The 25,566-nt window shown below is 64.7% G+C and carries 19 protein-coding genes and 1 pseudogene; 12 read left to right on the forward strand and 8 right to left on the reverse strand.

Annotation, left to right across the window (positions count from 1 at the left end):
* Positions 1-39: 39 nt before the first annotated feature.
* From CXY83_RS06430 to CXY83_RS06440, 3 genes are read right to left on the reverse strand one after another with little or no spacing between them, the layout of a single operon-like run.
* Positions 40-792 (reverse strand): glycosyltransferase family 2 protein, encoded by a 753-nt coding sequence (locus CXY83_RS06430; protein WP_104196543.1) that lies wholly within the window; start codon positions 790-792, stop codon positions 40-42.
* Positions 776-1,795, reverse strand: a complete 1,020-nt coding sequence (locus CXY83_RS06435; protein WP_233200646.1) for a UDP-N-acetylglucosamine 2-epimerase — start codon at positions 1,793-1,795, stop codon at positions 776-778. Before CXY83_RS06435 ends, CXY83_RS06430 begins: the two co-directional genes overlap by 17 nt.
* A gap of 50 nt (positions 1,796-1,845) precedes the next feature.
* Positions 1,846-2,904, reverse strand: a complete 1,059-nt coding sequence (locus CXY83_RS06440; RefSeq protein ID WP_233200655.1) for a glycosyltransferase family A protein — start codon at positions 2,902-2,904, stop codon at positions 1,846-1,848.
* A gap of 542 nt (positions 2,905-3,446) precedes the next feature.
* Between CXY83_RS06440 and CXY83_RS06445 the strand changes: the two genes are divergently transcribed.
* From CXY83_RS06445 to CXY83_RS06460, 4 genes and pseudogenes are all read left to right on the forward strand, one after another.
* Positions 3,447-4,964 (forward strand): glycosyltransferase, encoded by a 1,518-nt coding sequence (locus tag CXY83_RS06445; protein WP_146069877.1) that lies wholly within the window; start codon positions 3,447-3,449, stop codon positions 4,962-4,964.
* An 800-nt stretch (positions 4,965-5,764) separates the two neighbouring features.
* The gene (locus CXY83_RS18570; RefSeq protein WP_369831133.1) at positions 5,765-6,436 is read left to right on the forward strand and encodes a glycosyltransferase; all 672 of its coding nucleotides are present in this window, start codon (positions 5,765-5,767) and stop codon (positions 6,434-6,436) included.
* A gap of 122 nt (positions 6,437-6,558) precedes the next feature.
* Positions 6,559-7,503, forward strand: coding sequence for an ABC transporter permease (locus tag CXY83_RS06455; RefSeq protein WP_104196547.1), 945 nt, complete (start codon positions 6,559-6,561; stop codon positions 7,501-7,503).
* Positions 7,503-8,255 (forward strand): annotated as a pseudogene (locus CXY83_RS06460) (ABC transporter ATP-binding protein); the annotation flags it as partial. The gene CXY83_RS06455 and the pseudogene CXY83_RS06460, both read left to right, overlap by 1 nt.
* Positions 8,256-8,438: 183 nt before the next feature.
* Here the strand turns inward: CXY83_RS06460 and CXY83_RS06465 are convergent.
* From CXY83_RS06465 to CXY83_RS06480, 4 genes are all read right to left on the reverse strand, one after another.
* On the reverse strand, positions 8,439-9,722 hold the full coding sequence (locus CXY83_RS06465) for an O-antigen ligase family protein (protein WP_104196549.1): 1,284 nt from the start codon (positions 9,720-9,722) through the stop codon (positions 8,439-8,441).
* A gap of 22 nt (positions 9,723-9,744) precedes the next feature.
* Positions 9,745-11,187 (reverse strand): O-antigen ligase, encoded by a 1,443-nt coding sequence (locus CXY83_RS06470; RefSeq protein ID WP_233200647.1) that lies wholly within the window; start codon positions 11,185-11,187, stop codon positions 9,745-9,747.
* A 490-nt stretch (positions 11,188-11,677) separates the two neighbouring features.
* Positions 11,678-13,147, reverse strand: coding sequence for an NAD(P)/FAD-dependent oxidoreductase (locus CXY83_RS06475; protein ID WP_104196550.1), 1,470 nt, complete (start codon positions 13,145-13,147; stop codon positions 11,678-11,680).
* A 96-nt stretch (positions 13,148-13,243) separates the two neighbouring features.
* Complete coding sequence (locus CXY83_RS06480; RefSeq protein ID WP_104196551.1) at positions 13,244-14,422, reverse strand: acyl-CoA dehydrogenase family protein; 1,179 nt, start codon at positions 14,420-14,422, stop codon at positions 13,244-13,246.
* Between the two features lie 123 nt (positions 14,423-14,545).
* On the opposite strand from CXY83_RS06480, the gene manA reads away from it, so the two are divergent.
* The gene (gene manA, locus CXY83_RS06485; RefSeq protein WP_104196552.1) at positions 14,546-15,856 is read left to right on the forward strand and encodes a mannose-6-phosphate isomerase, class I; all 1,311 of its coding nucleotides are present in this window, start codon (positions 14,546-14,548) and stop codon (positions 15,854-15,856) included.
* Positions 15,857-15,891: 35 nt separating this feature from the next.
* On the opposite strand, the gene CXY83_RS06490 is transcribed toward manA, so the two are convergent.
* On the reverse strand, positions 15,892-16,848 hold the full coding sequence (locus CXY83_RS06490; RefSeq protein ID WP_104196590.1) for a GlxA family transcriptional regulator: 957 nt from the start codon (positions 16,846-16,848) through the stop codon (positions 15,892-15,894).
* Between the two features lie 92 nt (positions 16,849-16,940).
* On the opposite strand from CXY83_RS06490, the gene CXY83_RS17630 reads away from it, so the two are divergent.
* The 7 genes from CXY83_RS17630 (at position 16,941) to CXY83_RS06525 (ending at position 25,523) form a co-directional block, all read left to right on the forward strand.
* Positions 16,941-17,081: a hypothetical protein gene (locus CXY83_RS17630; RefSeq protein WP_158251855.1), complete on the forward strand. Its 141-nt coding sequence runs from the start codon at positions 16,941-16,943 to the stop codon at positions 17,079-17,081.
* Between the two features lie 47 nt (positions 17,082-17,128).
* Complete coding sequence (galE, locus tag CXY83_RS06495; protein ID WP_104196553.1) at positions 17,129-18,094, forward strand: UDP-glucose 4-epimerase GalE; 966 nt, start codon at positions 17,129-17,131, stop codon at positions 18,092-18,094.
* Positions 18,095-18,311: 217 nt separating this feature from the next.
* Positions 18,312-18,629 carry a WhiB family transcriptional regulator gene (locus tag CXY83_RS06500; RefSeq protein ID WP_104127507.1) on the forward strand — a complete coding sequence of 106 codons (318 nt, stop codon included), beginning with the start codon at positions 18,312-18,314 and terminating at the stop codon, positions 18,627-18,629.
* A 166-nt stretch (positions 18,630-18,795) separates the two neighbouring features.
* The gene (locus tag CXY83_RS06505) at positions 18,796-21,810 is read left to right on the forward strand and encodes a glycosyltransferase family 2 protein (RefSeq protein ID WP_104196554.1); all 3,015 of its coding nucleotides are present in this window, start codon (positions 18,796-18,798) and stop codon (positions 21,808-21,810) included.
* On the forward strand, positions 21,800-23,257 hold the full coding sequence (locus tag CXY83_RS06510) for a DUF5719 family protein (RefSeq protein WP_104196555.1): 1,458 nt from the start codon (positions 21,800-21,802) through the stop codon (positions 23,255-23,257). Before CXY83_RS06505 ends, CXY83_RS06510 begins: the two co-directional genes overlap by 11 nt.
* Before the next feature lie 176 nt (positions 23,258-23,433).
* On the forward strand, positions 23,434-24,393 hold the full coding sequence (locus CXY83_RS06520; RefSeq protein WP_369831132.1) for an MTAP family purine nucleoside phosphorylase: 960 nt from the start codon (positions 23,434-23,436) through the stop codon (positions 24,391-24,393).
* Complete coding sequence (locus CXY83_RS06525; protein ID WP_104196556.1) at positions 24,390-25,523, forward strand: NAD(P)-dependent oxidoreductase; 1,134 nt, start codon at positions 24,390-24,392, stop codon at positions 25,521-25,523. Before CXY83_RS06520 ends, CXY83_RS06525 begins: the two co-directional genes overlap by 4 nt.
* Positions 25,524-25,566 lie beyond the last annotated feature (43 nt).

Raw genomic sequence — 25,566 nt, forward strand, 5'->3', positions numbered from 1 at the left:
CCGAGTGCCGTTTCAAAAAGCTCGGGGTCGGCTCGGTCGTCATAGTGATGAGCCGGCTCGTGCCTCGAGGCGGCGCAGGTGACGCCGATGCACGGAGACCTTGGCAAGGTCAGCGAATGCTGCCACGGCAGAAGAGATTCGGATGGTGCTGGTGAAATCAAAGTTCAGGATGACGGGTGCCTCGACCACCTGAGCGCCGTGGTCTGACAGAGCCGCCAAGAGCTCGAGGTCGAAGGCGAACCCCGTTGCGGTGCAGCGGGCGATAAGGGGTGCCACGAGTTCTCGTCGCATCGCCTTGATTCCCGTCTGAGTGTCCCCGAGGTTGAGCCCGGTGGCCAGACGCGTCGCAAGTCGAAATACCCGGCTTGCGATGCGTCGTTTGAGCGGATAACTGACCTGAGATTCCGGGTGCACCTTGGAACCTACGACAACGTCAGCGGCCCCACTGTCAAGCAGTGCGAAGAATGCCGGCAAAACAGCCGGGTCAAGGTCGAGGTCGCCGTCAATGAAACTGACAAGTGGATGCGCCGTGCGGGCGAAACCGTATCGCAGGGCGTAGCCCTTGCCCTGATTCTGTGCATACTCAAGAACGGTGAGGTGGGGTAGGCCGATCTTTCTCGCTAGTTCGGCAGTATTGTCGGTGCAACCGTCGGTAACCACAATGATCTCGTAGTCACGGTCGGTGGTCCCCAGCACCATTGATAGCCGGGTCAGCGCCTCGACGATGCTTGCTGCCTCCTGGTACGCAGGAACAACGACCGATACCGCCGCCAGTTCAGTTTTGATAACCACGAGAGATGAGGTCCTCTACGATCAGTTCAGAGGGTGAGTCCTCCGGCGGGCTAACGGGGCGACGGTACTCGCTGTAGGTGTTGAGGAATGTTGTGAGGGTATCCACATTCCACTGCGAGAGAACCGCGTTGTGCCCTAGCCCTTCCGAGCGTTCCGTGGCAATGCGGTGAATCAGGGTGGGAATGCCCAGCAGTGCGGTCTCTTCCTGCACGCCGCCTGAGTCGGTTACGACGAAACTCGCTGAAGTGACCAGTTCTACGAAGAGGGCATGTGACAGTTTGTCACGCAACTCGAACTTCGTCGGGTCGAGGTTGGGCAGCTGTTCCCGCAACGCATGGCGTGCGTGGTCGTCCAGAACGAGGAGGAGCTTGAGCGGGGAACTGTTGGCGAGCGACTCTAAAGTGCGGGCGACTAGCGGTGAATTGTTGAGAAATTCAAACCTGTGTAGTAACACGATGCCGTATGGGGCTTCAACGTTAGTTCCCTGGCTGCTGGCACGATCCAGAATTGCGTCAATAACCGTGTTGCCGTGGGTTGGCACGACGTTTTTGCGCCCACGAAGCGCTGCTTCGGCTTCCGGTGATGGTGCGTAGTGAATCTGAGCGATGCGGCCGACGATGCGCCGATCCAACTCTTCAGGAAATGGGTGTCGCCAGTTGCCCGAACGTAAACCCGCCTCGACATGGGCGCAGTCCGCGCCGAGCATGCGAGCGAGCACGGCTCCGACGACGCTCGTCATAGTGTCGCCGTGCACTACAATGATGCTTTTCTTACCAAGCTTACGTCGCGCCCTGCTGAGATTCACCACCGTCCAACGTACGATGCGGGATAGCCAGAACAGTACGTCCCCCAGCCCGGTGAGAGGGCGGCCGTGCCGGCCATTGACGATGATGCGGTCGGGACTGGGCAGTCCGAGCCCCGGAAGCGCGTCGAGCAGCCGATCAGACTGCTGAAGTGTCAACCATTGCTCGAAGGGAATGCCGCGTTCCGACAACCGTCGCATTATTGGAGCGACTTTAATCGCTTCGGCAGTCGTTCCGTAACAGAAGATGATCATTTGGCCTGTGTCCCGCCAGTGGTTGCGAGCGTGCGCTGCACGCTCAGGAGTTTGGTTCCATGGACTTTCAGACCGCGAACAAGCCCGATCCAGTAAGGAAAGATGAACACGGCAGCGTAGAGAAAGTACGACTGAATCCCTCGGGCTGGGCAGCGTCGCGCGGCGGCCGCAGCAGCCGGGGCAACCAGGAGGAGTATACAGAAAACGATGAAGCCAGCGGCGAGCAGGATCTGGTTGACGGCAACGAGGAATACCAGTGTGGCAAGAATTGCCACAGGCGCGACTGCACTCACTGCCAAGGCAAGATTCCAGGGCCAAGACGTGCCGCCAAAGCTGTCGACGAGAAAAGTGCCGCGGCCGAAAGAGTGCGAGATGAAGGCTCTGACTGTTGTGCGCGGACGGTAAATAGCCATGAACCCGGGATCAAGGCGGATGGGCTGCGCCTCGGCAATGAAGCGAAGAACCTTTGTGTCATCGCTGGCGAGCGCGGCATCCCCGACCGGCCAGGAATGTTCGCAAGCGGCGATCAGAAGTTCGCGAGGTGCTAGAAAGACGCCGGTGCCCTTGGGGAGGCTGTTGTAATTCTGCAAGGTCAGTTGAGTCGGGCGTGGGTGCGCGAGGTAGCCACCCCAAAAGATATGAATTGGAACTTCCCAGAAGTGGCCGACGAGCGAGGATGTCGGGTCGGTTACCGCATGACCATTCCAGACTGTCTCACTGGGGCTATCTCGTTGAACCTGTGCGATGTGGTGGAGTGAATCCGGTGCCAGCAGCACCCGGGAATCGAGCAATAAAACGTTGCTTCCCTGCGATTCTTGCAGCCCTCTCCACCGCGCGAGGAACCGCCCCTGATTAGATTGCGAAACGACTCGCAAGGGATACTTGAATTCAGGTAGGAGCGCTGCGATCACTGCCACGCTGTCATCGGTGGATCCGTCGTCGACGACGATGACCTCGGCCCGCCACTCGGTTTTGGCAAGCGCGACCTGCAGGGCGCTCAGTGTCGAAGTAAGCCACCGTGCCGAATTGTAGGACGGGATGATGATGGACAACACAAAGGGCGTGCCGTGATCCGAACCCAACGATCGCTCCTAGTGATGTGCCTGACGACGGCTTGTCCCCGAAGAATCGAGGGCATGGTCGCACTGGCCAAGTATAACGGTCCGGTTCTGGGAGGCGTCGCAGCCGCTCTGGGGTGCCAGCGAGGTTAGATAGACTCATGCTTTCCAGCCCGGCCATTTCGCGTGCGAAGCTGAGTGCAATCGTCGACGTGTGGCATCCGCTGCACGTACGAATCAAACTGTTGTTGAAAATGAGGTCGCGTTGTCCGACATAGCCGATGCAGAACTCCAGCTCCGTCGAGAGCGAGATGAGCTTCTTCAAGAAAATGAACAGCTGCGTCAACACACTCTGGAACACTGGGCCGCCGTTGCGAAGTCAGATGCCTCAGTATCCGCCATCGTAAACGGCATGCGCTCTAGCTTGTCTTGGCGCGTTACCAAACCACTTCGCGTGGTCAGGGACATTCAGATCAAGGCGGCCCGTGTTGGATACCTTCGCGCTCTTTCCAAGTCGAGCGGATATCTCAGGAGGGCCATTGGCAATCGACGCCGCAACTGAGCCAATGTTCATGCCCGGCGATTTGGATGCTCTGCGGGCGCGCCTTCTCGAAGGGTGGCCGCGCCTCGTCGCGGGCGAGTCATTCGCCACGGGGGAATCAACATCATTCATCCTGGACCGCTTGGCACGGGCGCTGTGGGACGATCCGAGCCTTGACCGTGTCTGGCTGGCGTTCGTCATCGTCGCCGGCGCTTTTCCAAGCGCAGAGGAAGTACAGCGCTTTCGGCGAAGGCTCCTCGGGGGCAACGCGGGGGACGCCTTTCTCGTCGTACTCGATTGCACCCTGGCCGGCGCATGCCGAGAAGGCGGCGTGAAGCGAAAAATTCGGATTGTCTCAGACCGTCCCGTTGTGGACGTCGACTTCTCGGCCACTCACGGTCACAACACTGGCATTCAGCGCGTGGTGCGGGAAACCCTCACCCGCTGGGCGTCCAAACGAGTCTTTGAACTCGCCGTCTGGACGGAGTACGGAACGGTCATGCGGGGTGTCACCAAGAAGGAACGTAACCTCGTTCTGAAATGGACCAGCACCATGCGCACTATTCGCCCCGGACTGCGCGCCCTGCACGACGATGAAACGATCGTGCCGTGGAAGACGACAGTTGTCTTTCCGGAGGTTTGCAATATCAGGTCCACCGAAGCGCTGCGCGGCCTTGCCCGGTATTCCGGCAATAAGGTTGTGGCGATCGGCTACGATGCCATTCCCATTGTGAGTGCGGGCCTGGTCACGCGCGAAGACTCCAATAAATACGCGCAGTATCTGTCCGTGGTGAAATACATGAGCAAGGTGCTGGCCATCAGCGACTCTGCCGCTGAGGAATTCAACGGTTTCGCAGACGCTGTGCGAATGCAGGGTATCGCCGGGCCTCAGGTTTTGAGTATCCCGCTGCCGGTGGACACTGTCACGGCCAAGGCTGGGTCGAGCGCCTCGACATCAGCCTGGCCTGTTGTGCTGTCGGTCGGCACGCGCGAGTTTCGTAAGAACCAGACATCAATTTTAGTGGCGGCGGAATTATTGTGGCGCGAAGGCCTGAACTTTGAGCTTGTTTTCGTCGGTGGTGACGCTGTCGAGCTGAGCGGTGATTTTCAGGAAGTTCTTGGTTTGGTAAAGAAAAACAAGCGGGCCGTGACGATCATGCTCAATGTCAGCGACGAAACGTTGCTTGAAGTTTATGAGCGTGCTCGATTCTCAGTTTTTGTATCGCTGCACGAGGGGTATGGGCTTCCCGTAGGCGAGTCTCTTGCGCACGGAACCCCCGTTCTCGCCAGTAACTACGGCAGTGTGGGCGACATCGCCCGCCAGGGCGGTTGCGTCTTGGTCGACCCGAGGGACGATGATTCCATCCGAGAAGCGATGCGGTTGCTTTTGACCGATGATGCGCTCGTTGATTCCTTGAAAAAGGAAATTTTGGCGCGCCCGACACGGTCATGGGACAACTACGCAGACGAACTGTGGCACGCATCGCTTTCTACCGAAGTGGGGGTCGTCGAATGATCATTCCTCCGAAGATGCAGGCGCGCATCGTCCTGCTCGTGCGCACGCTGCGCACCGAGCAGGCCGCATCCACTGACACGATTCGCACTCCGGCAGTGGCCGATGTGAGTCGGCTGCTTACCGCGACACCCGATGCACGGCACCTGTGGCTGGCGTGGTCGGTGTTGACCGGCGACTTGCCGAGCCAACACGAGGTGCGCTGGGCGCAACGCCAGGTGCAGCTTCTTGGGATCGACCACCTCGTGGGAAAACTGATTTCTCTCGGAGTAAAGGCCACGGCCATTCATGGCGCAACCATCGAGGTGCTGACCGATTCGGTCTTGGTTGATGTCTTTCACACCTCGCAGACGGAACTCGCTACCGGAATTCAGCGAGTAGCTCGAGAAACGATCAAGCGCTGGGATAGTAATCACAACATCGTGCTCGTGACCTGGACGACAGACGGCCGCGCGCTACGCCCCCTTTCAACCGATGAACGTGCCCGTGCGCTGTTCGGAACGAAGCCAGCGTCGGCGGTTGAAAATGTTCCACACATTCGAATCGTGCCCTGGGGCGGTAATTATATTCTTCCCGAGCTCGGTGCTGAAACATGGCGCACCGAACGTTTGGGGGCGCTAGCCCAATATTCCGGCACCGACACCGGTGTCATCGGGTTCGACTGCGTTCCCTTGACCTCGGTGGAAACCGTCGGTGAGGGCATGCCGGCCGCATTCGCCGGAAACCTCGGCGCGGTCGCACACATGAATCGGGTCTCGACCATCTCGTACGCGGCCGGGGGCGAGTACTCAGGTTGGAAGAGGATGTTGTCGGCTGCGGGTATTGCCGGGCCGGACATCCACCCGATCAGCCTGGCGTCCAGCTCGGAGAGCGTTTCCGATGATGCTCTCGCTGCGGCGTCAGAACTGTTCGAACTCGAGGCAGACGAACCGCTCGTGCTCGTAGTGGGCAGCCACGAACCGCGCAAAAATCACGTTGCCGTGCTCGCTGCCGCCGAGGCGTTGTGGCTGGAAGGCCTGCGATTTCGCTTAGTCTTCATCGGTGGCAACTCATGGAAGAGTGAGGCCTTCATGCTAGAGGCGAAGCGCCTCGAGGAGAACGGCCGGTCGATCGTGACCGCCTCGGCGATTGCGGACTCCGTCTTGTGGGCGGCCTATCGGCTTGCCCGATTCAGCGTGTTTCCCTCATTCAACGAGGGTTTCGGCCTTCCTGTTGCGGAGTCGCTCAGCTGCGGGACACCCGTCGTGACCTCCAACTACGGGAGCATGCGCGAGATTGCCGACGACGGTGGCGGGGCCTTGCTCGTGGACCCCTACGATGATGACAGCATTGGCACAGCGATGCGCACGCTTTTGACGGATGATGCGGTGCTCGCCGAACTCACCGCCGAAGCCGTGCTGCGGGTGCCGCGCACGTGGGATGCGTACGCCTCTGATTTGTGGACCTATTTCGTCGGCCATGAGGGTATCGCATGACGAACGGTGTCAGGTGTTGATCCCAACACGTAGGCTTAAGCGCCATCGCCCAATGGGAAAACGCTGCCCAAGGCATTTATCTCTCGGTCGGTTGGCCGTCGTCCACGATATTCCGGAGCACAATGTCTAGCACCGCGCAAGAACGTTCTGATCGCCTCTCAACTCTTCCGTTCCAAACGTCTTCCTCATCGAAAGAAGGCGCCATCGGCGGGTTTTGGGCTTCTATTCGGGAGCTCCTGGCGCACCGCGAATTGCTCGACCTGCTGATTCGTCGCGAGCTGAAAGCCCGCTATAAGGACAGCAGCCTCGGCTTTCTGTGGAGCCTGATCAAGCCGCTGACGTTGCTGCTTATCTACTACGTAGCCATTGGGCAGTTTCTCGGTGCCGCCCGGGGTATCCCCGACTTCGCGATTTTCGTGTTCGCGGGGCTGACTATCTGGGGCCTGTACAGCGAAATTGTGTCGGCCGGAACAATGTCGATCGTGAGCAACGCTGGGTTGATCAAAAAGGTCTACCTGCCGCGGGAAATTTTCCCGCTCGCCGCCACGGGTTCTGCTCTGTTCAATTTTGCGGTGCAGATGTCGGTGCTTATCCTGGCCACCATCGTTCTGGGACAATTTCCAGTATCTTGGAATCTGCTTTACGTACCCGTCGCGATTGCGATCGTCCTGATCTACGGAATTGCTTTTGCGATTCTGCTCTCGGCACTCAACGTGTATCTACGTGATATCCAGTATCTCGTCGAAGTCGCCATGCTCTTGCTGTTCTGGGCCTCGCCCATCGTCTACGCCTGGTCTTACGTGGTAAACGCCGTCGACGTGCCGTCCTGGCTGCCCAACGTCTTTCTGCTCAATCCGATATCGAACGCGGTACTTGCCTTTCAAAAAGGCATGTGGCAAGCGGGATCCGAGACCCGTCTCATTGACGGTGTGAGCATCTTGCCGCAGCCGTGGCCCGCTGATCTTGACCTTCGACTGGCTATCGTCGCCGTCGTTGGCTTGGTTCTACTCATCATTTGCCAGCGCGTCTTTCAGAAGCTCCAAGGCAACTTCGCGCAGGAGATCTAATGTCATCGCTTTTCAACCTCCCGGAGATCAAGAACCCGCCTGTCGTCATTCGGGCGAACGACGTGTCCAAACGATTCGTCATTCGTAAGGACAAATCCTTAAAGGAGCGGATCGTGAACTTTGGGCGCTCGCGCCGGCACAAAGAAGACTTCTGGGCGCTGCGAGATATCAAGCTGGAGATCAAGGCAGGCAGTAGCATCGGTCTCGTTGGGGCCAACGGTTCGGGCAAGAGCACCTTGCTCAAGGTGATCGGTGGCATCATTCAGCCGAATGACGGAGTAGTAGAACGACGTGGTCGTCTCGCTGCGCTCCTCGAGCTTGGGGCCGGGTTTCACCCAGACCTCACCGGTCGCGAGAACGTTTTTCTTAACGGGTCCATTCTCGGACTAACTCAGAAGCAGACTGCGGAATACTTCGACTCCATTGTGGAATTTTCGGAGATCGGTGATTTCATCGACACGCAGGTAAAATTCTATTCCTCGGGTATGTACGTGCGTCTCGCGTTCGCCATTGCCGTGCACGTCGACCCGGACATTCTGCTCGTCGACGAGGTGCTCTCTGTCGGGGACGAGCCGTTTCAAGAGAAGTGCATGGCGAAAATTCGTGAGTTTCAGGCGGAAGGGCGCACGATCGTATTTGTGTCCCACTCTGCGGCGCAGGTTGAGGACCTCTGTAATCGCGTCGTTGTGTTGTCGCACGGCCAAATCATCTTCGATGGTGCAACAGATGAAGGCATCGTTGCCTTGCGAGAGTCCTTCGGCAAATAACCGAATTCGTACGCGGTCCTTCATTAACGCATGCAGAACCGGGGATCAACTCACGTTTCTGGCGAAGTCACATTCGCCTTGACGAACTCATATTGAGCGAATACGAGTGGTGGCGCACAAACATTCAATTCATGGTGGGCGAACGCGGCACTGGCGCGCCCAGGGACGCTACAGCGCGTCGGGGTGCGGTTTGTGCGGCAGGGCGTTGCGCCAGCTCAGGCCCTGCGCGGCCTTGACCGAGCAGATCACGAGCAGCAGCCAGCCGAACTCGAACAGAATGGTGCTTTCCGCGGCGCTGGTCACCAGCAGGGTGACCAGAATGAGCGGTGCCCAGACATACGCCAGCGAGCGCTTGTTCGAGGCGAGCAGCCAGGAACGCACGAAGGCCAGCAGCACCAAGGCGAGAAAGGCGAGAAAGCCGATCAGCCCCACCTGAAAGTACACGTCGAGGTAGGCGTTGAGCCCGGTAGCGTGCAGGCGTCCGGTGGTGAATTCAATCCAGCCGTAGGGCGTGACGTCTCGGGGCCAGAATCCGGCCCAGCCCCAGCCCTCGAGCGGATGCAGGTCCACCAGCCGCCACATCTCGCTCCACAGCGAGTACCGAACCTCGAACTCGCTGCCGGCGTTGAGGGCGTCGATGATGGTGATGCGTCCGAGCCAGGCGGCGCCGGCGGCGACGAGAGCCGCGCTCAGGAGGCCGAGCTGCAGCATCCGTCGGCCGTCGACGGGGGCGCGACGCAAACCATAAAGGGCGAGCGCGGCGACGGTGACGCAGATGGCGACGACCACGATGACGGGGGAGCGGGTGAGCACGAGGCAGATGCCGGCCAGCCACATGGAGCCGATGCCGAGGCCGCGCGGAATGGACCGGGCGCGCAGCTCCACGTAGAAGGTGACGGCCGCGATGAGGGTGATGAGACCGAACACGTTGCGGGAGCCGAACACGCCCTGAATCGGGCCGAGCTGGTCGATGTTACCGGCCACACCCAGGAAAGCGATCGGCAGGTCGAGCAGCAGCCCCGAGAGCACTTCGAGCACGATGGAGAGTGCGAGCAGCGCCCGCAGCACGTCGCCGGTGGCGCGCACCACCTGGAACGTGTCGCGCACGAGGGCCACGTAGATGGCGAGGAACCCCACGGTGATCTGGTAACTGACGCCGATGATGGTCTCGGAGACGTAGCCGCTCCACACGCCGGAAAGCGTGCACCACGCCACGAACACGATGATCGAGATGGGCAACAGACCGTGCCACTCCACGATCGGGCGGCGGGCGAGCAGTGAGAGCACGGCCAGCACGATGAGGCCGCCGAGAATGCCGATGAGACCGGCCCAGCCCATCACGCTGCGCAGCAGGTGGGTGCCAAACGCGGTGGTCAGAATGGCGAGCGTGAGCGCAGCCGCGAATTTCGGCGACGCCAGTACGCGCCGCAGGGCGTCGGGCAGCTTGGGCATCCTCTAATTTACCGCGCTGGCGTCAGGGCATCGGCCGTGGCGCGTGCTGCTGCCGCTTGGTGACCACAGCCAGCACGATGAGAATCACCCAGCCACTCTCGATCAGCAGGCGGCTTTCGGCGATGCTTTGCGCGATCAGCGCGGCGAGCAGCAGCAGCGGCAGCAGGGCCGACACGGCGAACGGTTCGGTGTCTTTCACGCCGAGACGGGGCCGGTCGACGGCGAGAAACCAGGCCCGCCACAGGGTCGAGCCGACCAGCGCGGCGAACAGAACCACGCCGACGATGCCGAGCTGCAGCCACACGTCAAGCCAGGCGTTGTGCGCCTGCAGGTAGGTGACGCCCTTGCGCACGGCGAGGCCGTTGAACGGTTCCACCCACGGCACCCAGTAGCTCACCCAGCCCCAGCCGAACACCGGTCGTTCCAGGGCGAGCTGGGTGACGCTGGCCCAAATATCGAAGCGGCCGGTGAGGTCGTCGCTGCGACCAAGCAGCCCGAACAGCTGCGAGGAGAACAGGGCGAGGGCTGCTCCCACCGCCAGAACGGATGCCGCCGCCACGACATACAGCGGCCGTCGGTGCTGATCGTGCACCCGTCTGGCCCAGAGCGCGAAGACCAGGGCGGCGACGACCGCGACGAGCGACACGGTGACCGTGGCAGAGCGGGTGAGCAGCAGCATGCCGACGGCCAGCGCCAGCCAGACCAGGCCGGAGTTGCGCCTGACGGTGCGGGCTCGCAGCTGCACGATGAAGACGATGACGGCTGTTAGCGCGATGAATCCGAGCAGGTTGCGATTGGCGACGATGCCCTCGATCGGGCCGCCATTCAGCAGCAGGCCCCGGCTCCAGTAGAACGCCTTCGGCACGTCGTCGGTGCCGTAATCGACGAAGAAGGGCAGCACTTCGTGTTGTACGACAACCGCCACGAACAGCTCGAACACGAGGCTCAGCGCGAGCACCCAGCGCAGCGCGGCGGCCAGGGTGCGCAGCAGCTCCGGCCAGGTGAGGGTGACGGCCAGAAACAGGGCGGCCAGGGTGGTGATGAGTTGCAGGGTGATTCCGAGAGCGGATGCCCCCGGGTAGTACGACCACGCGATCGACAGGGTGGCCAACAGTAAAAACGCGGTGATGGTCTTGGGAAACTTGCGCCAGTTCAGGGGCGGGGCCAGCGCCGCCTGGTAGGTGTGGCCTCTTGCAATGTCGCGGTCGGTGGGGGTGTCGTCTGATGCTGCGGCGTTCACTGCGGCGTTCACTGCGGCGTTCACTGCGGCGTTCACTGCGGCGCGATTGCGGGCATTGGCGCGTTGGGTGCTGAGGCCGATGATGCTGCCGACGACCACGATCACGGCGATGGCGCCGAAGCCCCACCAGCCGCCGAGGTTGCGCCAGAACTGGCCGGCCAGAACGGTGAACCAGACGAAGGTCGCGAAGAGTCGAATGGCGAGGCGACTCTGCACGGCGGACATGGTTTCAGATTACCGGTGTTGGTGCGCCGGGTTCCGCGCCGCTGGTCGGCGTGGCCCTCGGTCCGGTGGACGAGGCGGCGGAGGGCTCCGTGGTGCGGTAAGCGATGCCAGGCCGTTCAGGGGAGTGGGATCGAGGCGGGCTGGGCCGGCGGCGTCTTCGCTCAGGCGCGCGGGGCATCCGCTTTGTGCGCGCCGCGAAGACCTGTTCGGGGAGACAGGCGAGGGTGTGATAGTTCACGGGCATCGGACCTTCTTGGGGTTGGTCTTGGCGCAAGTGGATGCGCAGGGGGTTTCGGGGTGGCTGAGGGGTCGATGAGCGGCCCCCGATCAGGCTGGTCTCTACGGGCGAAGGCGCATAACTCCTGCAATTCCCTTTGGTGTTCACACGACTCGCCCGGAATTACGCGGGTGTCTGTCCCAACAGCTTCAAATTGCAGGAGTTATGCGCGGCACGTGACGTTTCGTGGTCGACTCGGCAGCGGGATGGACCCTAGTTGCCCTTGTGGGGTGTGAGATCGGGCGGCTCAACGACGTTGTATTCGTGGGCCAGGGCGCTCAGGGCGGCGCGGTAGCCGCACATGCCGTGCACGCCCGGGCCGGGAGAAGTCGACGAGGAGCACAGGTAGACACCGGCGAGTGGGGTACGCCACGGGTCGCCGGAGAGCACCGGGCGGCGCACGAGCTGGGTCATGCTGATCGCTCCGGCCGCGATGTCACCGCCCACGTGATTGGGATTGTGGTTCTGCATTTGCGCGGCAGTCTGGCTGTAGGAGGCGAGGATGGTGTCGCGAAATCCCGGGGCGAAGCGTTCGATCTGCCGGGTGATCTGCTCGGTCTGGTCGTGGGTGGAGCCCGCCGGCACATGCGTGTAGGCCCAGAGTGTGTGTTTTCCGGCGGGAGCGCGCGTGGCGTCGAGAATGCTCGGCTGCGCGGCGAGCACGTAGGGGAACTCAGCGTGCCGTCCGCGGGCGACGGCGTTCTCGGCGAGGGCCTGGTCGGCGCGGGTGCCGCCCACGTGCAGGGTCGGCGCTCGCCGCAGGTCGGTCGCGGTGAAGGGAACCGGTTCGGAGAGCGCGAAATCCACCTTGGCGACCGCGTTACCGTAGCGAAAGCTCGTGAGCGATGCGGCGTAGCGAGCGGGCAATGCCCCGTCGGCGAGGTCGACGAGGGCGCGCGGCGTCACGTCAAGCAGCACGATGCGGGCCGGCGGCAGCTCTTTCAGGCTGGTGATGTCGGCATCCGTCACGATTTCGCCGCCGTGTGCGAGCAGGTCGTCGGCGAGAGCCTGCACGATGGCGCCGCTTCCTCCGATCGGAATGGGCCAGCCCCGAGCGTGTGCGTGCGCGGCGAGGGTGAGCCCGGCGCCAGCGGTGGAGGGGCTGGGCAGCCGCCCGATCGAGTGAGCGAACGTTCCGGTAAGCAGCGCCGGCGCGGTCACGCCGGAAAAGCGCCAGTTCCAGGCCGGGCTGCCCTGCTCGAGGGTGCGCAGCCCGAAGCGGGCCAGCATGAGCGGATGCCGCGGTACGCGCAGCAGCGCATCCCCGGTGAGCTCGGCGATGGCGTTGATATTCTGCACGAGCGGCCCCAGCAGCCGCAGCCAGGCCAGGCCGTCGCGCCCGAGGCCGGCGGCAGTGCGTTCGATATCCTGCCAGGCCACGCCGGCGCGGCCGCCGGGCAGCGGATGCCCGAAGGAGATCTCGGGAACTCTAAGTTCGATGCGGTCCTTGAGGCCGAACTTCTGAAAGAACTCGGAGGCGAGCGCGAGCGGATGCACGGCGCTCCCCACGTCATGGCGGAACCCGGGCAGGGTGAGTTCGGCGGTCGCCGCCCCGCCGCCAATCTGTGGGTTGCGCTCGTAGACGCGCACCCTGAGGCCGGCGCGGGCGAGGGTGACGGCGGCGGCAAGGCCATTCGGGCCGGATCCGACGACGATCGCGTCGAGCCCCTGGTCGGTGGTCACGCCGAGCCGCGCTGCTGTGGTCTCATTCCGACACCGTATCCCGCGCCGGGGTCCGGGCGCACCCCCGCGCGTGGGTTCGGGGCCGTTGGCATCAGCTCAGACGAAGGCGGCCTGGCCGGTGATGGTGCGGCCCACGATAAGGGTGTTCATCTCCCGGGTTCCCTCGTAGGAGTAGATGGCCTCGGCGTCGGCGAAGTGCCGAGCCACGTTGTACTCGAGGGTCACGCCGTTGCCTCCGAACAGCTCGCGGCACCACGCCACGCTCTCCCGCATACGGCTGGTCGTAAAGGCCTTGGTCAGCGCGGAGTGCTCGTCGCGCTGCACGCCTTCGTCTTGCAGCTGCGATACCCGCACGACCATGCCAAGGCTCGCGGTGATGTTGCCGAGGCTCTTCACCAGCAGATCCTGCACGAGTTGGTGACCTCCGATGGCTTTGCCGAACTGTTCGCGCTTTTTCGAATAGGCCACGGCCGCATCGTAGGCACCGATGGCATTGCCGACGGCAGCCCAGGACACCTCGGCGCGCGTGGCCCGCAGCACCTTGGCGGTGTCCTTGAACGAATTGGCGTTCTGCAGGCGCAGGCTCTCGGGCACGACCACGTCGGTCAGGGTGATGTCGGCGTTCTGCACCGTGCGCAGGCTGATCTTGCCCTCGATCTTGGTGGCCGAGTAGCCGGCGGTGTTGGTGGGAACGATGAAGCCCTTGACCTGGTTGTCGGCGGTGTCCTTGGCCCAGATGATGGTCACGTCGCTGAAGGTGGCGTTGCCGATCCAGCGCTTGGCGCCGTTCAAGGTCCAGGTATCGCCCGTGCGGGTCGCAGTGGTGCGCAGGCCCTGCGCCGCATCGGAGCCGGAGAGCGGCTCGGTCAGCCCGAACGCTCCCACGATCTCGCCCGAGGCGAGGCGCGGAATCCACTCGGCGCGCTGCTCGGCGGAGCCGCAGGCCGCAATCGACCCGGCCGACAGCCCGTTCTGCACGCCGACGAAGGTGGCAACGGATGCGTCCACTCGCGCCAGTTCCAACGCCGCGAAACCACGGAACACGGCCGAATTCGTAAACGGTTTCGTTTCGTCCCAGCCGAAGGAGTACACACCGAGTTCGGCGAGCGGCTTGATGATCTGGGCGGGGAATTCGGCGCGCTCCCAGCATCCGTTCGCGATGGGGCGAATCTCCTGGTCGAGGTAGGCGCGCAGCTTCAGGATGGCCTCCTGCTCGGGCGCGGTGAGAAGGTTTTCATAGCCGAAGATGTCGCTGCCGAGTAGCTCAAAGGTCATGGATGCTCCGTTGCAAAATAGGCGGTCGATACGCAACCGGTCTAGCCGTCAGCCTAGGGTCGTTGGCTGGATGATTGAAGTCGGTTGGTAGTTTGGTCTAAACAGCGTACGAAGGAGCCGAAAATGTTTGTGGGCATCACCAATACCCCGCGCGATTACGCCTGGGGCTCCACACGAGCCATCGCCGATCTGCTCGGTCATACGCCGTCGGGCGGGCCGGAGGCCGAGCTCTGGCTCGGGGCCCACGCCGGCTCTCCCTCGGTGATCGAGGATGCGGAGCAGGCGGGCGGTTCCACCGACCTCGCTGGCTGGATCGCGGCTTCGCCGGCGGTGGCACTCGGAGCGGACTGGGCGACGCGGCAAGCGGATACCGCCGGCTCGGCCACGGCGGCCACGACTGCCCCGCGCCTGCCGTTCCTCCTGAAGATTTTGGCCGCGGGACGCCCGCTGTCGCTGCAGGCGCACCCGACGACCGAACAGGCCCGTGCGGGGTTCGCGCTTGAGAACGAGGCCGGAATCGCCGTCGACGCCGGCAACCGCAACTACCGCGACCCTTTCCACAAGCCCGAACTTCTCTTTGCGCTCAGCGACACGTTCGAAGCGCTCTGCGGGTTCCGCCCGCTCGCCGAGGTGCGCGGCATCATCGCCGAGCTGCGCCTGCTCGACCTCGCGAACGAGAACCCGCAGGCCGCCGCCATCGACCTGCTCGAGCAGCACCTGGCCGAGGGCCTGCGCGACACCGTGGACTGGCTGTTGCGTGACGGCCGCGGAGGCGACTCCGGCGAGGTGAAATGGCTGGTCGAACGGGTGGTCCTGCTCGCCGAGCACGCTAAGTTCCTAGCCGGCGGGGGAGCAATCATCGGCTACGCGAATGAGCTGGCGGCGGTGCGCGTGCTGGCCGCCGAGTACCCCGGCGACCCCGGAATCGTGCTCGCTTTGCTGCTGAACCGGGTTTCCCTGAAGCGTGGTGAGGTGTTGTATCTGCCGGCCGGCAGCATCCACGCGTATCTGTCCGGACTCGGCGTGGAGGTGATGGCCGCCTCCGACAACGTGTTGCGCGGCGGGCTCACCCCCAAACACATCGACATCGAGGAGCTGCTCGCGGTGCTCGACTTCACTCCGGCGACGTCGCCGCTCCTCGCTCCGAGCATTCTCGCGGATGGCGTTTCACGGTATCGGCCCGGGGTTGCCGACTTCGAGCTCGTGCGCATTCACGCGGATGCGGACGCCGCGTCGCCGGCGCCCGTCACGATGCGACAGGTCACCCTCACCGGCCCGGCCATCGCGATCTGCACGGCCGGCGGATTTCTGATCGCGGGCGGCGCGTCGTCGCGACCGCTCAAGCACGGCCAGGCCGTATACATCACGCCGGATGAGGGCACCTTGACGTTTGCCGGCACCGGCGAGGTCTTTCTCGCGATGCCCGGCGCGTAGCCCGGTTCTCGACGAATACCAGCACGCCCGATCGACTAGCCGACCCTGCGGGCGCCGAAGGCCCGGCGGTAGGCGGTAGGGGTGGTGTGCAGCACCTGCAGAAAGTGGTGACGCATCACGGCGGCTCCGCCGAAACCGGTATCGACGGCGATTGCTTCGAGGCTGCGCGAGGAGTCTTCGAGCAGTTCCTGCGCCCGCAGCAGCCGCTGCCGGTTGAGCCAGCGGGTGGGCGTCGTGCCGAGCTCGGCACGAAACCGGCGCGCGAAGGTGCGCGGCGACATGAGCGACTTGCGGGCGAGCAGGTCGACCGGCAAGTCCTGGTCGAGGTGGCGCAGCATCCACTCGGTGACGGCGGCGAAGGATTCGTTCTGGCAGTCGACGACCGATGCTTCGATGTATTGCGACTGCCCGCCGTCGCGCTGCGGCGGCACGACCATGCGGCGGGCGATGACATTGGCGGCCGTCACGCCGAGTTCGGTGCGCACGATGTGCAGCGCGGCGTCGATGCCCGCGGCGGTGCCGGCCCCGGTGACGACGTGGCTGTCGTCGACGAACAGAACATCGGGGTCGACGGTCGTCTCGGGGAACGAGCGGGCGAGGGCGTCGGTGTACATCCAGTGGGTGGTGCTGCGGCGGCCATTGAGGATGCCGGCCTGGGCGAGCACGAATGCACCGCTGCAGACGCTGAGCACCCAGGCGCCGCGGGCTTCAGCGTCGCGTACCACCTGCAGCACGCGCGGGTCGACGGGCTCGCCTTTCTCATAGCCGGGAATGGCGATGAGGTCGGCATCGGCCGCGGCTGACAGGTCGTCGTGCACGACGATATCGAAGCCGATCTTGGCGCGGATCGGTCCGGGTTCGGCGGCCACGACGTGAAAGTCGAAGGATGGCCCGCCCTGCGCGCTGCGGTCGATACCGAACACCTCGCAGATCACACCGAATTCAAACGGCGCCAGACCCGGGAGGGTGACGCAGACGATTTTCTGGAGCATGAGCATCCTCTCGTCAAAATTGGCAGGAATGTATCAAACAGTGACGACTCTGACACTCGCGGCAGAAAAGCACAATTCATAGAATTTCTGCCATGTTCATTCTCTTTTTCCTCCTCACAGCCCTCGCCGTCACCGCTATTCTGGGCACGATTCGCGCCATTCGGCGCGATGGCTATAGCCGGAGAACACCCCTGATGGCCGACGAGTACGATGCCACGGTTCGCTGGCGCTAGCCTGTAGCGGTGGCGCACCCGAGTGTCGCACGAACGAACGGGGCGTCATGGCATGGTTGGTAACCGGCGGAGCGGGCTACATCGGATCCCACGTGGTGCGTGCGTTCCAGGCTGAAGGCCTCGACGTGGTCGTGCTCGATGACCTCTCGAGCGGCCACGAGTCGTTTGTGCCGGCCGGGGTCCCGTTCATTCGGGCGAATGTGCTCGACGGTGGAACCCTGTCGCAGGCCTTTCACGAGCATCACGTGAGCGGCGTCGTGCATGTTGCCGGATTCAAGTACGCCGGCGTCTCGGTGCAGCGACCGTTGCACACCTACGAACAGAATGTGACGGCGACCGCCACGCTGCTCGCCGCCATGAACTCGGCTGAGATCGACCGTATCGTGTTCTCATCGAGCGCTGCCGTCTACGGCACGCCGCGCACGGACCTCGTCACCGAAGACACACCGAAGAACCCGGAGTCGCCCTACGGCGAATCCAAGCTGATCGGCGAATGGCTGCTGCGCGATCAGGCCGTCGCAACCGGGCTGCGCCACACCTCGCTGCGTTACTTCAACGTCGTCGGCTCCGGTGACCTCGCCCTGTGCGATACCAGCCCGCACAACCTTTTTCCTCTGATCTTCGCCGCGCTGCTCGATGGGCGCATCCCGCGCATCAACGGCGACGACTATGCCACGCCCGACGGGACCTGCGTGCGCGACTATATCCACGTGGCCGACCTTGCGCTCTCGCACGTCGCCGCAGCCCGCCGTCTCGACGCCGGCGACGCGATCGAGCCGGTCTACAACCTCGGCAGTGGCGACGGCGTCTCGGTCGGTGAAATCATGGCGAGCGTGCGCCGAGTCACCGGTATCGACTTCGTGCCAGAGATCGGCCCGCGCCGCGCCGGTGATCCGGATCGCATCGTGGCCTCCGGCGCGCTGGCGGCCCGTGATCTGCGCTGGAGCATGAGCCACACCCTCGAGCAGATGGTGCAGAGCGCCTGGGATTCCTCGCGCGCCTTCGTGCACTGAGGGCAGCGACACGCCGACTCCGGGCCTGATCGTGCTACGTTCGCAACATTGCATCTCGCTTGCTGCCCTCGAACGTGCGAATTCGTCGTCACCGTCGGCGCGTCGTAACCCTCTAGCCCGTATTGAGGGTTTACGATCCGCGACTTGACGTTATCGAATTACACCGGTGTAATTAGGTACAGCACTAAACGGTGCGGAGCGAGCGCTGGGAGACGATATGGCTATACCTGACTATCGTTCCGGAGTACCAGAGGACTGGTTCGTTGACCCCGTCACCCTCGGTGTTCCGGGAATACGACAAGATCTCGGTGACGAAAACCTGTTGGCCTGGCAGGCCGACTCGCTTTGCGCGCAGACCGACCCCGAGGCGTTCTTTCCTGAAAAGGGCGGTTCCACGCGCGACGCTAAGAAAATCTGCTCCGGCTGCGAGGTTCGTAACCAGTGCCTCGAGTACGCGCTCGGTAATGACGAACGGTTCGGCATCTGGGGCGGCCTGTCTGAGCGCGAGCGCCGCAAACTGCGTAAGCGCGCTTAGCGTTCGCTCGTCGGGTCACGCCCGGCCTGCCCAAGCGGATTCCTGATCGGACCGTTGTCGCGACGCGGTGTGTGAACGGAAATTGCGGCATCCGCCCAGCCAATATTCGAGGCGCGCCCTCTCGGTTCAGGGCCGCCCGCCGATCCCGACCTAGGCTGGTTCTGTTATGCAACCGAGAGTCACCGCCATCCTTGTCGCCCGAAACGGCGCGAAACACCTTGAGCGAACTCTCAAGGCGCTGTCGCTACAGACCCGTAAACCCGACATTGTCATCACCGTTGACTGCGGCTCAAGCGATGCGACCGCGCAACTGCTCGCCGAATTCGGGCCGACGCAGTTCATTGCCGCCGACGCCGATCTGCACTTTGGACAGGCGATCGCTGCCGCCGTGCGCGTGACGCCGCCGCCCACGCACGATCGCGAGCTGCTCTGGCTGCTCGCCCAGGACAGCGCGCCCGATCCGACTGCGCTCGAGGTGCTCGTTGACGCACTCGAGATCGCCCCTTCGGTAGCCGTCGCCGGACCCAAGGCGATGGAGTGGATCGCCGGTGAATATATCCACAACTTCGGTGAGTCGATGACGCCGACCGGTACCACCGTCACCCTGGTCGAGAGCGAACTCGACCAGGGCCAGCACGATGGCCTGAGCGACGTGCTCGCCGTCAGCGCCGGCGGTCTGCTCGTGCGCCACATGGTCTGGGAACAGCTCGGGGGATTCGACCCGGCTCTGCCGACCGTGGACGACTCGCTCGACTTCTGCGTGCGCGTGCGCCTGGCCGGGTATCGGGTGTCGGTCGTACCGGCTGCTCGTGTGGCATCGGCCGGTGACGGTGTTGCCGGACCAAACCAGTCCTCGCGGGGGCGCCTCCGTCGCCGTCGGGTACGGGCCGAACGCTCGGCCCAACTGCATCGCCGCCTGGTCTATGCTCCGGCCTGGACCTTGGTTTTTCACTGGCTGTCTCTACTGCCGCTCGCCTTTCTCCGATCGATCGGGCAACTGCTGCGCAAAGAACCGGGCGCGATTGTCGGTGAATTCGCTGCGGCATTCGGCGCCGCTTTCAACGGAACGCGCGTTGGCAATGCCCGCCGTTCCTTCGCCAGGACCCGAACTCTCGGCTGGGATGCCATTGCGACCCTGCGGGTTCCCTCAGCGGAAGTGCGCCGACGGCACGCGCTCAAGCGTGAGGCGAGCCTGTTCGGCCTGCACGGCGAACGGCCCGAAATTCGATTCTTCTCCGGCGGCGGCGCCTGGACCATGCTGGCCGCGGCCGTTGTGGGAATCATCATGATGGTGCCGTTGCTCGGCGCCGACACCCTGACCGGCGGCGGCCTGTTGCCGCTTTCACCGAGCCTGCCCGAACTGTGGGCGAGCGTCGGCTACGGCTGGCGCGACCTCGGACTCGGCTTCGTCGGAGCGGCCGACCCCTTTGCCGCGGTCGTGGCCGTGCTCGGCTCGATCGCGTTCTGGTCGCCCTCGTTCGCGCTCGTGCTGGTCTACGCCCTGGCCTTTCCGCTCGCAGCAATCGGCGCGTGGATGGCCGCAACCCGACTGACCGACCGCGGCAGCCTGCGGGCCCTGGCCGCAGCCCTCTGGGTGCTGGCCCCGACGTTCCTGATCGCCCTCGCCACCGGACGCCCCGCCGCGATTCTCGTGCACCTGCTGCTGCCCTGGCTGTTCTTCGCCTGGTTCGCCGCCGCGCGCACCTGGTCGGCGTCGGCATCTGCTGCCCTGCTGTTCGCTGCCGTTGCGGCCTGCGCGCCGTCGCTGGCCCCGGCACTGCTCGTGGGCTGGCTGTTCAGCGTGGCCCTGGCCGGCCGTCGGGTGATGCGCTTCATTGGTATTCCGATGCCGGCGCTCGCTCTGGCGCTGCCGCTCATTCTCGACCGGGGTCTGCGCGGGGACTGGCTGGCCCTCGTCGCTGACCCGGGCCTGCCCGTGCCCAGCGGGCACGCCCCCACCCTGCAACTGCTGCTCGGGCTGCCCGGCTCCGACGGCTGGGCGGCTGTGCTCGACCGGTTCGGGATCGTCGGCTTCGATCCGCAACTGTTCGTGCCCATCCTGCTCGCGCCTCTGGCCGTGCTCGCCCTGCTGGCGCTGCTGCTGCCCGGCGCGCGCCTGGCCAGCGGCGCCTGGCTGGTCGCGCTGCTCGGCTTGGGCACAGCCCTCGTCGCCAACCAGCTCGTGCTCGCCGCGATCGGAGCCGAACCGGTGCGCGTCTGGTCAGGTGCGGGCCTCAGCCTGTACTGGCTCGGCCTGGTCGGCGCCCTCATTATCGGTCTGCGCTCGCTGCGCCGGTTCGCCTCGACGCCCGGCGTTGTCGCAGCCCTCGCCCTGGCCGTGGTGGTACTCCCGCTCATTGGTTCACTGCACGTCGGCACCGCGGTCGTGCGCGAGGGAACCGGACAGACCCAGCCGGCCTTCGTCGCCGCCGAAGCCCAGATCGACAACCGGGTCGGCACGCTCAAGCTCACCCCGCAGGCCGACGGCGGCCTGCTCGCGTCAATCGAGCGCGGCGTTGGCGCCACCCTGAACCAACAATCCACTCTGGACAGCACGGACCAGACCCTCAGCGTCCGTGAGAAAATGCTCGCGGAGCTTGCCGGCAACCTGGCTTCACGCAGCGGACGCGACGCCAGCGCGGACCTGGCCGAGTTGGGCATCCGCTTTATCGTCTTACAGCCGGCCGGTTCCAGCATCGACGCCGCCGACACCGCATTGCGCACCGAAACCGCCCTCGATGGCAACTCGGCGCTCGCTCCGGTCGGCGACACCGAGTTCGGCCGCCTGTGGCAGTTCGGTGAAACGGATACTGCGGCGTCTATGCCCATACCGGCTCGCGCCGGCGGCGTCTTCGGGTTTGTGACCCTGCTCATCGCCTTCGCCGTAGTGGGAAGCGCGGTGCTGTTGTCGCTGCCCATCGGCGCCGGCCGTGAAGCTGTGCGGCAGGCTAATCGGGACGCGATACGCCGGGCGGCCCGCGCTGACGCCAAACAGAAGCCTAGACGGGTGCGGCGGGGAAAGGGCTCGGTTGCGTCTGACCTGAATACCGACCGGGACGTGCCGCTCGGCACCGACCTCGAAGCCGACCTCGCGGTAGACCGGGAGACCGGCGTCGGCACCAAACTGGAAGCACCTGATGGTGGCACCGCCGATTCCGTGGAGGACGACAATGCCCGATAAGAGCCAACTTGCCCGCATCGGCGGCCGGGCCGGACGCGGTGTGCTCGGCCTCGTCGGCATCGCCGTCGTCGTTGCAACGCTCGGCGCAGCCACGCTCGTGACCCTGCCGACTATCGAACGCGGCCCGCAATCCAGCGAGATATTGCCCCTGCCGAGCGAGCAACAGCGGGTCTGCCCCGGGCCGCTTTTGACCCTCGCCGAGGACTCGACGCAGGCGCAGTCCGCGTCGAGTGTGGGGGCGGCATCCGCTGTGTATGGCGCCGTTGATGCGGTGTCGCTGGAACAGATTCGGCCGCAGGTGACCGAGATCACCGCGGTCGACGATTCGAACGGTCGGCAGCCGCCGTTGGTGTTGACCGTTCCCGTGCAGAATGGTGCCACCGTGCCGCCATTGGTGGCTGGCAGCCAGTCGCAGGTTGCCGCCACCGACACCATTGGCGGACTCGCCGTCGCTGCCTGCGCTGAAGCGGTCAGCGATAGCTGGATCGTCGGGGGGTCGACCGATATCGGAAGCACCAGCCTGCTGCTGCTGAGCAACCCGACCCCCGTGCTCGCGACCGTCGACGTGATGGTCTTCGGCGAGAGCGGCCTCGTTGACGCGCCCGGAGCGACCGGCATTCTGGTGCAGCCGGGTGAGCAGCGGGTCATCTCACTGGCCGGCCTCGCGCCGAACCTGAAGTCGCCCGTGCTGCAGGTGTCATCGCGCGGCGGCCAGGTGGCTGCGTCACTGGAGCAGAGCAGAATTCAGGGGATCGAACCGGGCGGAGTCGAGATCGTCGGCGTCACCGCGACGCCCGCCACCAACCAGATCATTGCCGGGGTGCGCGTGATGGCGGCCGTCAGCGCTGAGACAGTCACGACGGGCGAGGGTTTCAACGCTGACACCCCGTCGATTCGGGTATTCGTGCCGGGCTCCAGCGCGGCGACGGTGCAGATCGGAGTGACGAGTGCCGATGGCTCTACAGAGGGAACGTCGACCCAGGTGGACGTCGAACCCGGCATCGCCACCGAGATTCCGCTGGCGCCGTTGGCCGTGGGCAGCTTCTCCGTGCACCTGCGCTCCGACGAGCCGATCGTCGCGGCCGCGCGCACCGCCACCGACAGTGCCGGCGGAAAGGACTTCGGCTGGTTCTCTGCCTCGGCACCGCTGGTCGGTTCCTTCACCGTAGCCGTGGCCGCCGGTCCATCGCCGACCCTGCACCTGGTCAACGGCGGGGCAGAGGATGCCGCACTCACCCTCACGCCCACCCAAGGCACCCCGGTCGACCTCCAGATCGACGCCGGATCCAGCGCCACGGTACCGGTGTCTAGCGGAGCGACCTACGTCGTGAGCGGTGGTTTGAAACTCTGGGCGCTCGTGGACTATTCCGGGGACGGGGTGCTGTCGTCCTTCGCGCTCAACCCGCCCGGGCCGCTGGCGTCCTCGATCCGCGTCTACACGCACTAGCTCTCCGTGGACGGGGCCCGGGCCCGGACCGTGGGCCCAGTTTATAACCTGGGCCCGGGGACGGGGCCCAGGCCCGGAACGTGTGAGGAGCCTGTGTGGCAGCGGCGGGCTGCCGCGGCATGCAGCTTTCGATGGCACACTGGATACTCGACTTGTAACCCGCTTGGGAGCCGCTTGTGACGCTTGACCCGACTGCCTCGATAGTCGACCCCGTGGTCGATTCTGTGGCTGACCCTGTGGCCGACCCAACCGCCCGGGCGGAGATCGCCGTGATCGGCGGCTCCGGACTCTACGAACTCATCGACCCATCCGGCGCCGTGACGCACCAGGTGCAGACGCCCTACGGAACCGCTTTGGTCACGATCGGCCTGCGCGCCGGTCGCCGCGTCGCGTTCCTGCCGCGGCACGGCAGTGGCCACAGTGTCGCTCCGCACCGGATCAACTACCGCGCTAACATCTGGGCTCTCGCCTCGATCGGAGTGCGCGCGATCATCTCCTCGTCGGCCGTCGGCGGCGTCACTCCGGAGTACGCGCCGGGGCTGCTCGTGGTCACCGACCAGTTCATCGACCGCACGAGCGGTCGCCCCGACACGTTCTACGACCGGGAATCGGTGCAGCACCTCTCCGCCGCCGACCCGTTCGACCCGTCGCTGCGCGGCTATGCCGTACGCGCGCTCGAGGACCTCGGCGAGAACTTCGCGCCGACCGGAACCGTCGTCGTCATTCAGGGCCCGCGGTTCTCGACCCGGGCCGAGTCGGTCTGGTTCCGGTCGATCGGCGCGCACATCGTCAACATGACCGCCTACCCCGAGATCGTGCTGGCCGGCGAACTCAACATGGCCACGGTCAACCTGTCGTTCGTGACCGACGCCGACGCCGGCCTGGCCCCGGTCGCCGCCGCTGACGCCGCTGATTCCGGCAGCCTCACGCCGTTTGTCATCACAACCTCCAGCGAGACGGATGCCGTCACCGCGTCGGCCGTGTTCCGTCGCCTGCGCGACGCCCAGCCACGCATCCTGGCCGCGATCGACGGGATCCTGCGTGCCCTGCCGACGGACTTCGTCCCGCGCGAGCTCATCGACCCGGCCGAGGTCGACGCCGTGCTGGCACGTGGCGTGGCATCGGAGATCGCATGACCGTCGTGCTCATCACCGGGGGCGCAGGCTTCATCGGGTCCGCGATCGTCGATGCCGCTCTTGCCCACGGCTACACGGTGCGCGTGCTCGACTCCCTGCGCGCCGACGTTCACGGCCCTGCCTCGGTGCTTCCCCACGTTCCGGGTTCGGAACGTGGGTTCGGGGCCGGGAACGCTCGGCCGGCGGGGCTGGACCCGCGTGTGGAGTTCGTGCACGGCGATGTCACCGACCCCGCCACGGTCGCCCGCTCCCTCGCCGGCATCGACGTGGTGTGCCACCAAGCCGCCAAGGTAGGCCTCGGCGTCGACTTTGCCGATGCCCCCGACTATGTACACAGCAACGAGGTAGGAACGGCGGTGTTGCTGGCCGCGATGACCGAGCATGGCATCTCTCGCCTGGTTCTGGCTTCGTCCATGGTGGTCTACGGCGAGGGCAGCTACCGTGGTCCGAACGGACCCACCCGGCCGGGCCCGCGCCTCGCGAGCGACCTCGACGCCGGACGCTTCGACCCCCTCGATCCCGAGACCGGGCAGGCGCTCGAACCCGTTTTAGTGACTGAAACTGATCCGCTCGACCCGCGCAACGTTTACGCGAGCAGCAAACTCGGTCAGGAATACCTCGCCACGGCCTGGGCTCGATCGACCGGCGGGCGCGTTGCCGCCCTGCGGTACCACAATGTCTATGGTCCGGGCATGCCGCAGAACACGCCCTATGCGGGAGTCGCGTCACTGTTTCGGTCGGCGATCGAGCGCGGTGAGGCTCCGCGGGTCTACGAAGACGGGCGCCAGCGCCGCGACTTCGTGCATGTGCGAGATGTTGCCGCGGCCAACGTGGCCGCGCTGGAGTTCACCGCTTGGGAGGGATCCGCGCATTCCGGAGCTGTGCGCCCATTCAACGTGGGCAGCGGAATCGTGCACACCATCGGTGACATGGCCACCGCCCTCGCTGCTGCTACGGCGGGCAGCCTGGCTCCGATCGTGACCGGGCAGTATCGGCTCGGCGATGTGCGGCACATCACCGCGTCCTCCGAGCGCTTGCGCACCGAACTCGGCTGGTCGGCTCAGGTCTCGTTCGAAGACGGTATGCGCGAGTTCGCCACGGCCCCGCTGCGCGCAGCAGTGCGTCCCTGACCGAGCCCCGCGCGTGCGCTCAGCGGCCGATTCACGCAAGCCG

Source organism: Cryobacterium sp. M15 (assembly GCF_002929675.1).
GTDB lineage: Bacteria > Actinomycetota > Actinomycetes > Actinomycetales > Microbacteriaceae > Cryobacterium > Cryobacterium lyxosi.

What these genes read in the sequence shown, in the direction of transcription:
- CXY83_RS18570 (WP_369831133.1), top strand. Translation starts at nt 5,765, where the DNA reads ATGTTGTCGGCTGCGGGTATTGCCGGGCCGGACATCCACCCGATCAGC.
- CXY83_RS06470 (WP_233200647.1), bottom strand. Translation starts at nt 11,187, where the DNA reads ATGTCCGCCGTGCAGAGTCGCCTCGCCATTCGACTCTTCGCGACCTTC.
- CXY83_RS06435 (WP_233200646.1), bottom strand. Translation starts at nt 1,795, where the DNA reads ATGCGACGGTTGTCGGAACGCGGCATTCCCTTCGAGCAATGGTTGACA.
- CXY83_RS06455 (WP_104196547.1), top strand. Translation starts at nt 6,559, where the DNA reads ATGTCTAGCACCGCGCAAGAACGTTCTGATCGCCTCTCAACTCTTCCG.
- CXY83_RS06500 (WP_104127507.1), top strand. Translation starts at nt 18,312, where the DNA reads ATGGCTATACCTGACTATCGTTCCGGAGTACCAGAGGACTGGTTCGTT.
- CXY83_RS06510 (WP_104196555.1), top strand. Translation starts at nt 21,800, where the DNA reads ATGCCCGATAAGAGCCAACTTGCCCGCATCGGCGGCCGGGCCGGACGC.
- galE (WP_104196553.1), top strand. Translation starts at nt 17,129, where the DNA reads ATGGCATGGTTGGTAACCGGCGGAGCGGGCTACATCGGATCCCACGTG.
- CXY83_RS17630 (WP_158251855.1), top strand. Translation starts at nt 16,941, where the DNA reads ATGTTCATTCTCTTTTTCCTCCTCACAGCCCTCGCCGTCACCGCTATT.
- CXY83_RS06525 (WP_104196556.1), top strand. Translation starts at nt 24,390, where the DNA reads ATGACCGTCGTGCTCATCACCGGGGGCGCAGGCTTCATCGGGTCCGCG.
- CXY83_RS06465 (WP_104196549.1), bottom strand. Translation starts at nt 9,722, where the DNA reads ATGCCCAAGCTGCCCGACGCCCTGCGGCGCGTACTGGCGTCGCCGAAA.
- manA (WP_104196552.1), top strand. Translation starts at nt 14,546, where the DNA reads ATGTTTGTGGGCATCACCAATACCCCGCGCGATTACGCCTGGGGCTCC.
- CXY83_RS06480 (WP_104196551.1), bottom strand. Translation starts at nt 14,422, where the DNA reads ATGACCTTTGAGCTACTCGGCAGCGACATCTTCGGCTATGAAAACCTT.
- CXY83_RS06505 (WP_104196554.1), top strand. Translation starts at nt 18,796, where the DNA reads ATGCAACCGAGAGTCACCGCCATCCTTGTCGCCCGAAACGGCGCGAAA.
- CXY83_RS06490 (WP_104196590.1), bottom strand. Translation starts at nt 16,848, where the DNA reads ATGCTCCAGAAAATCGTCTGCGTCACCCTCCCGGGTCTGGCGCCGTTT.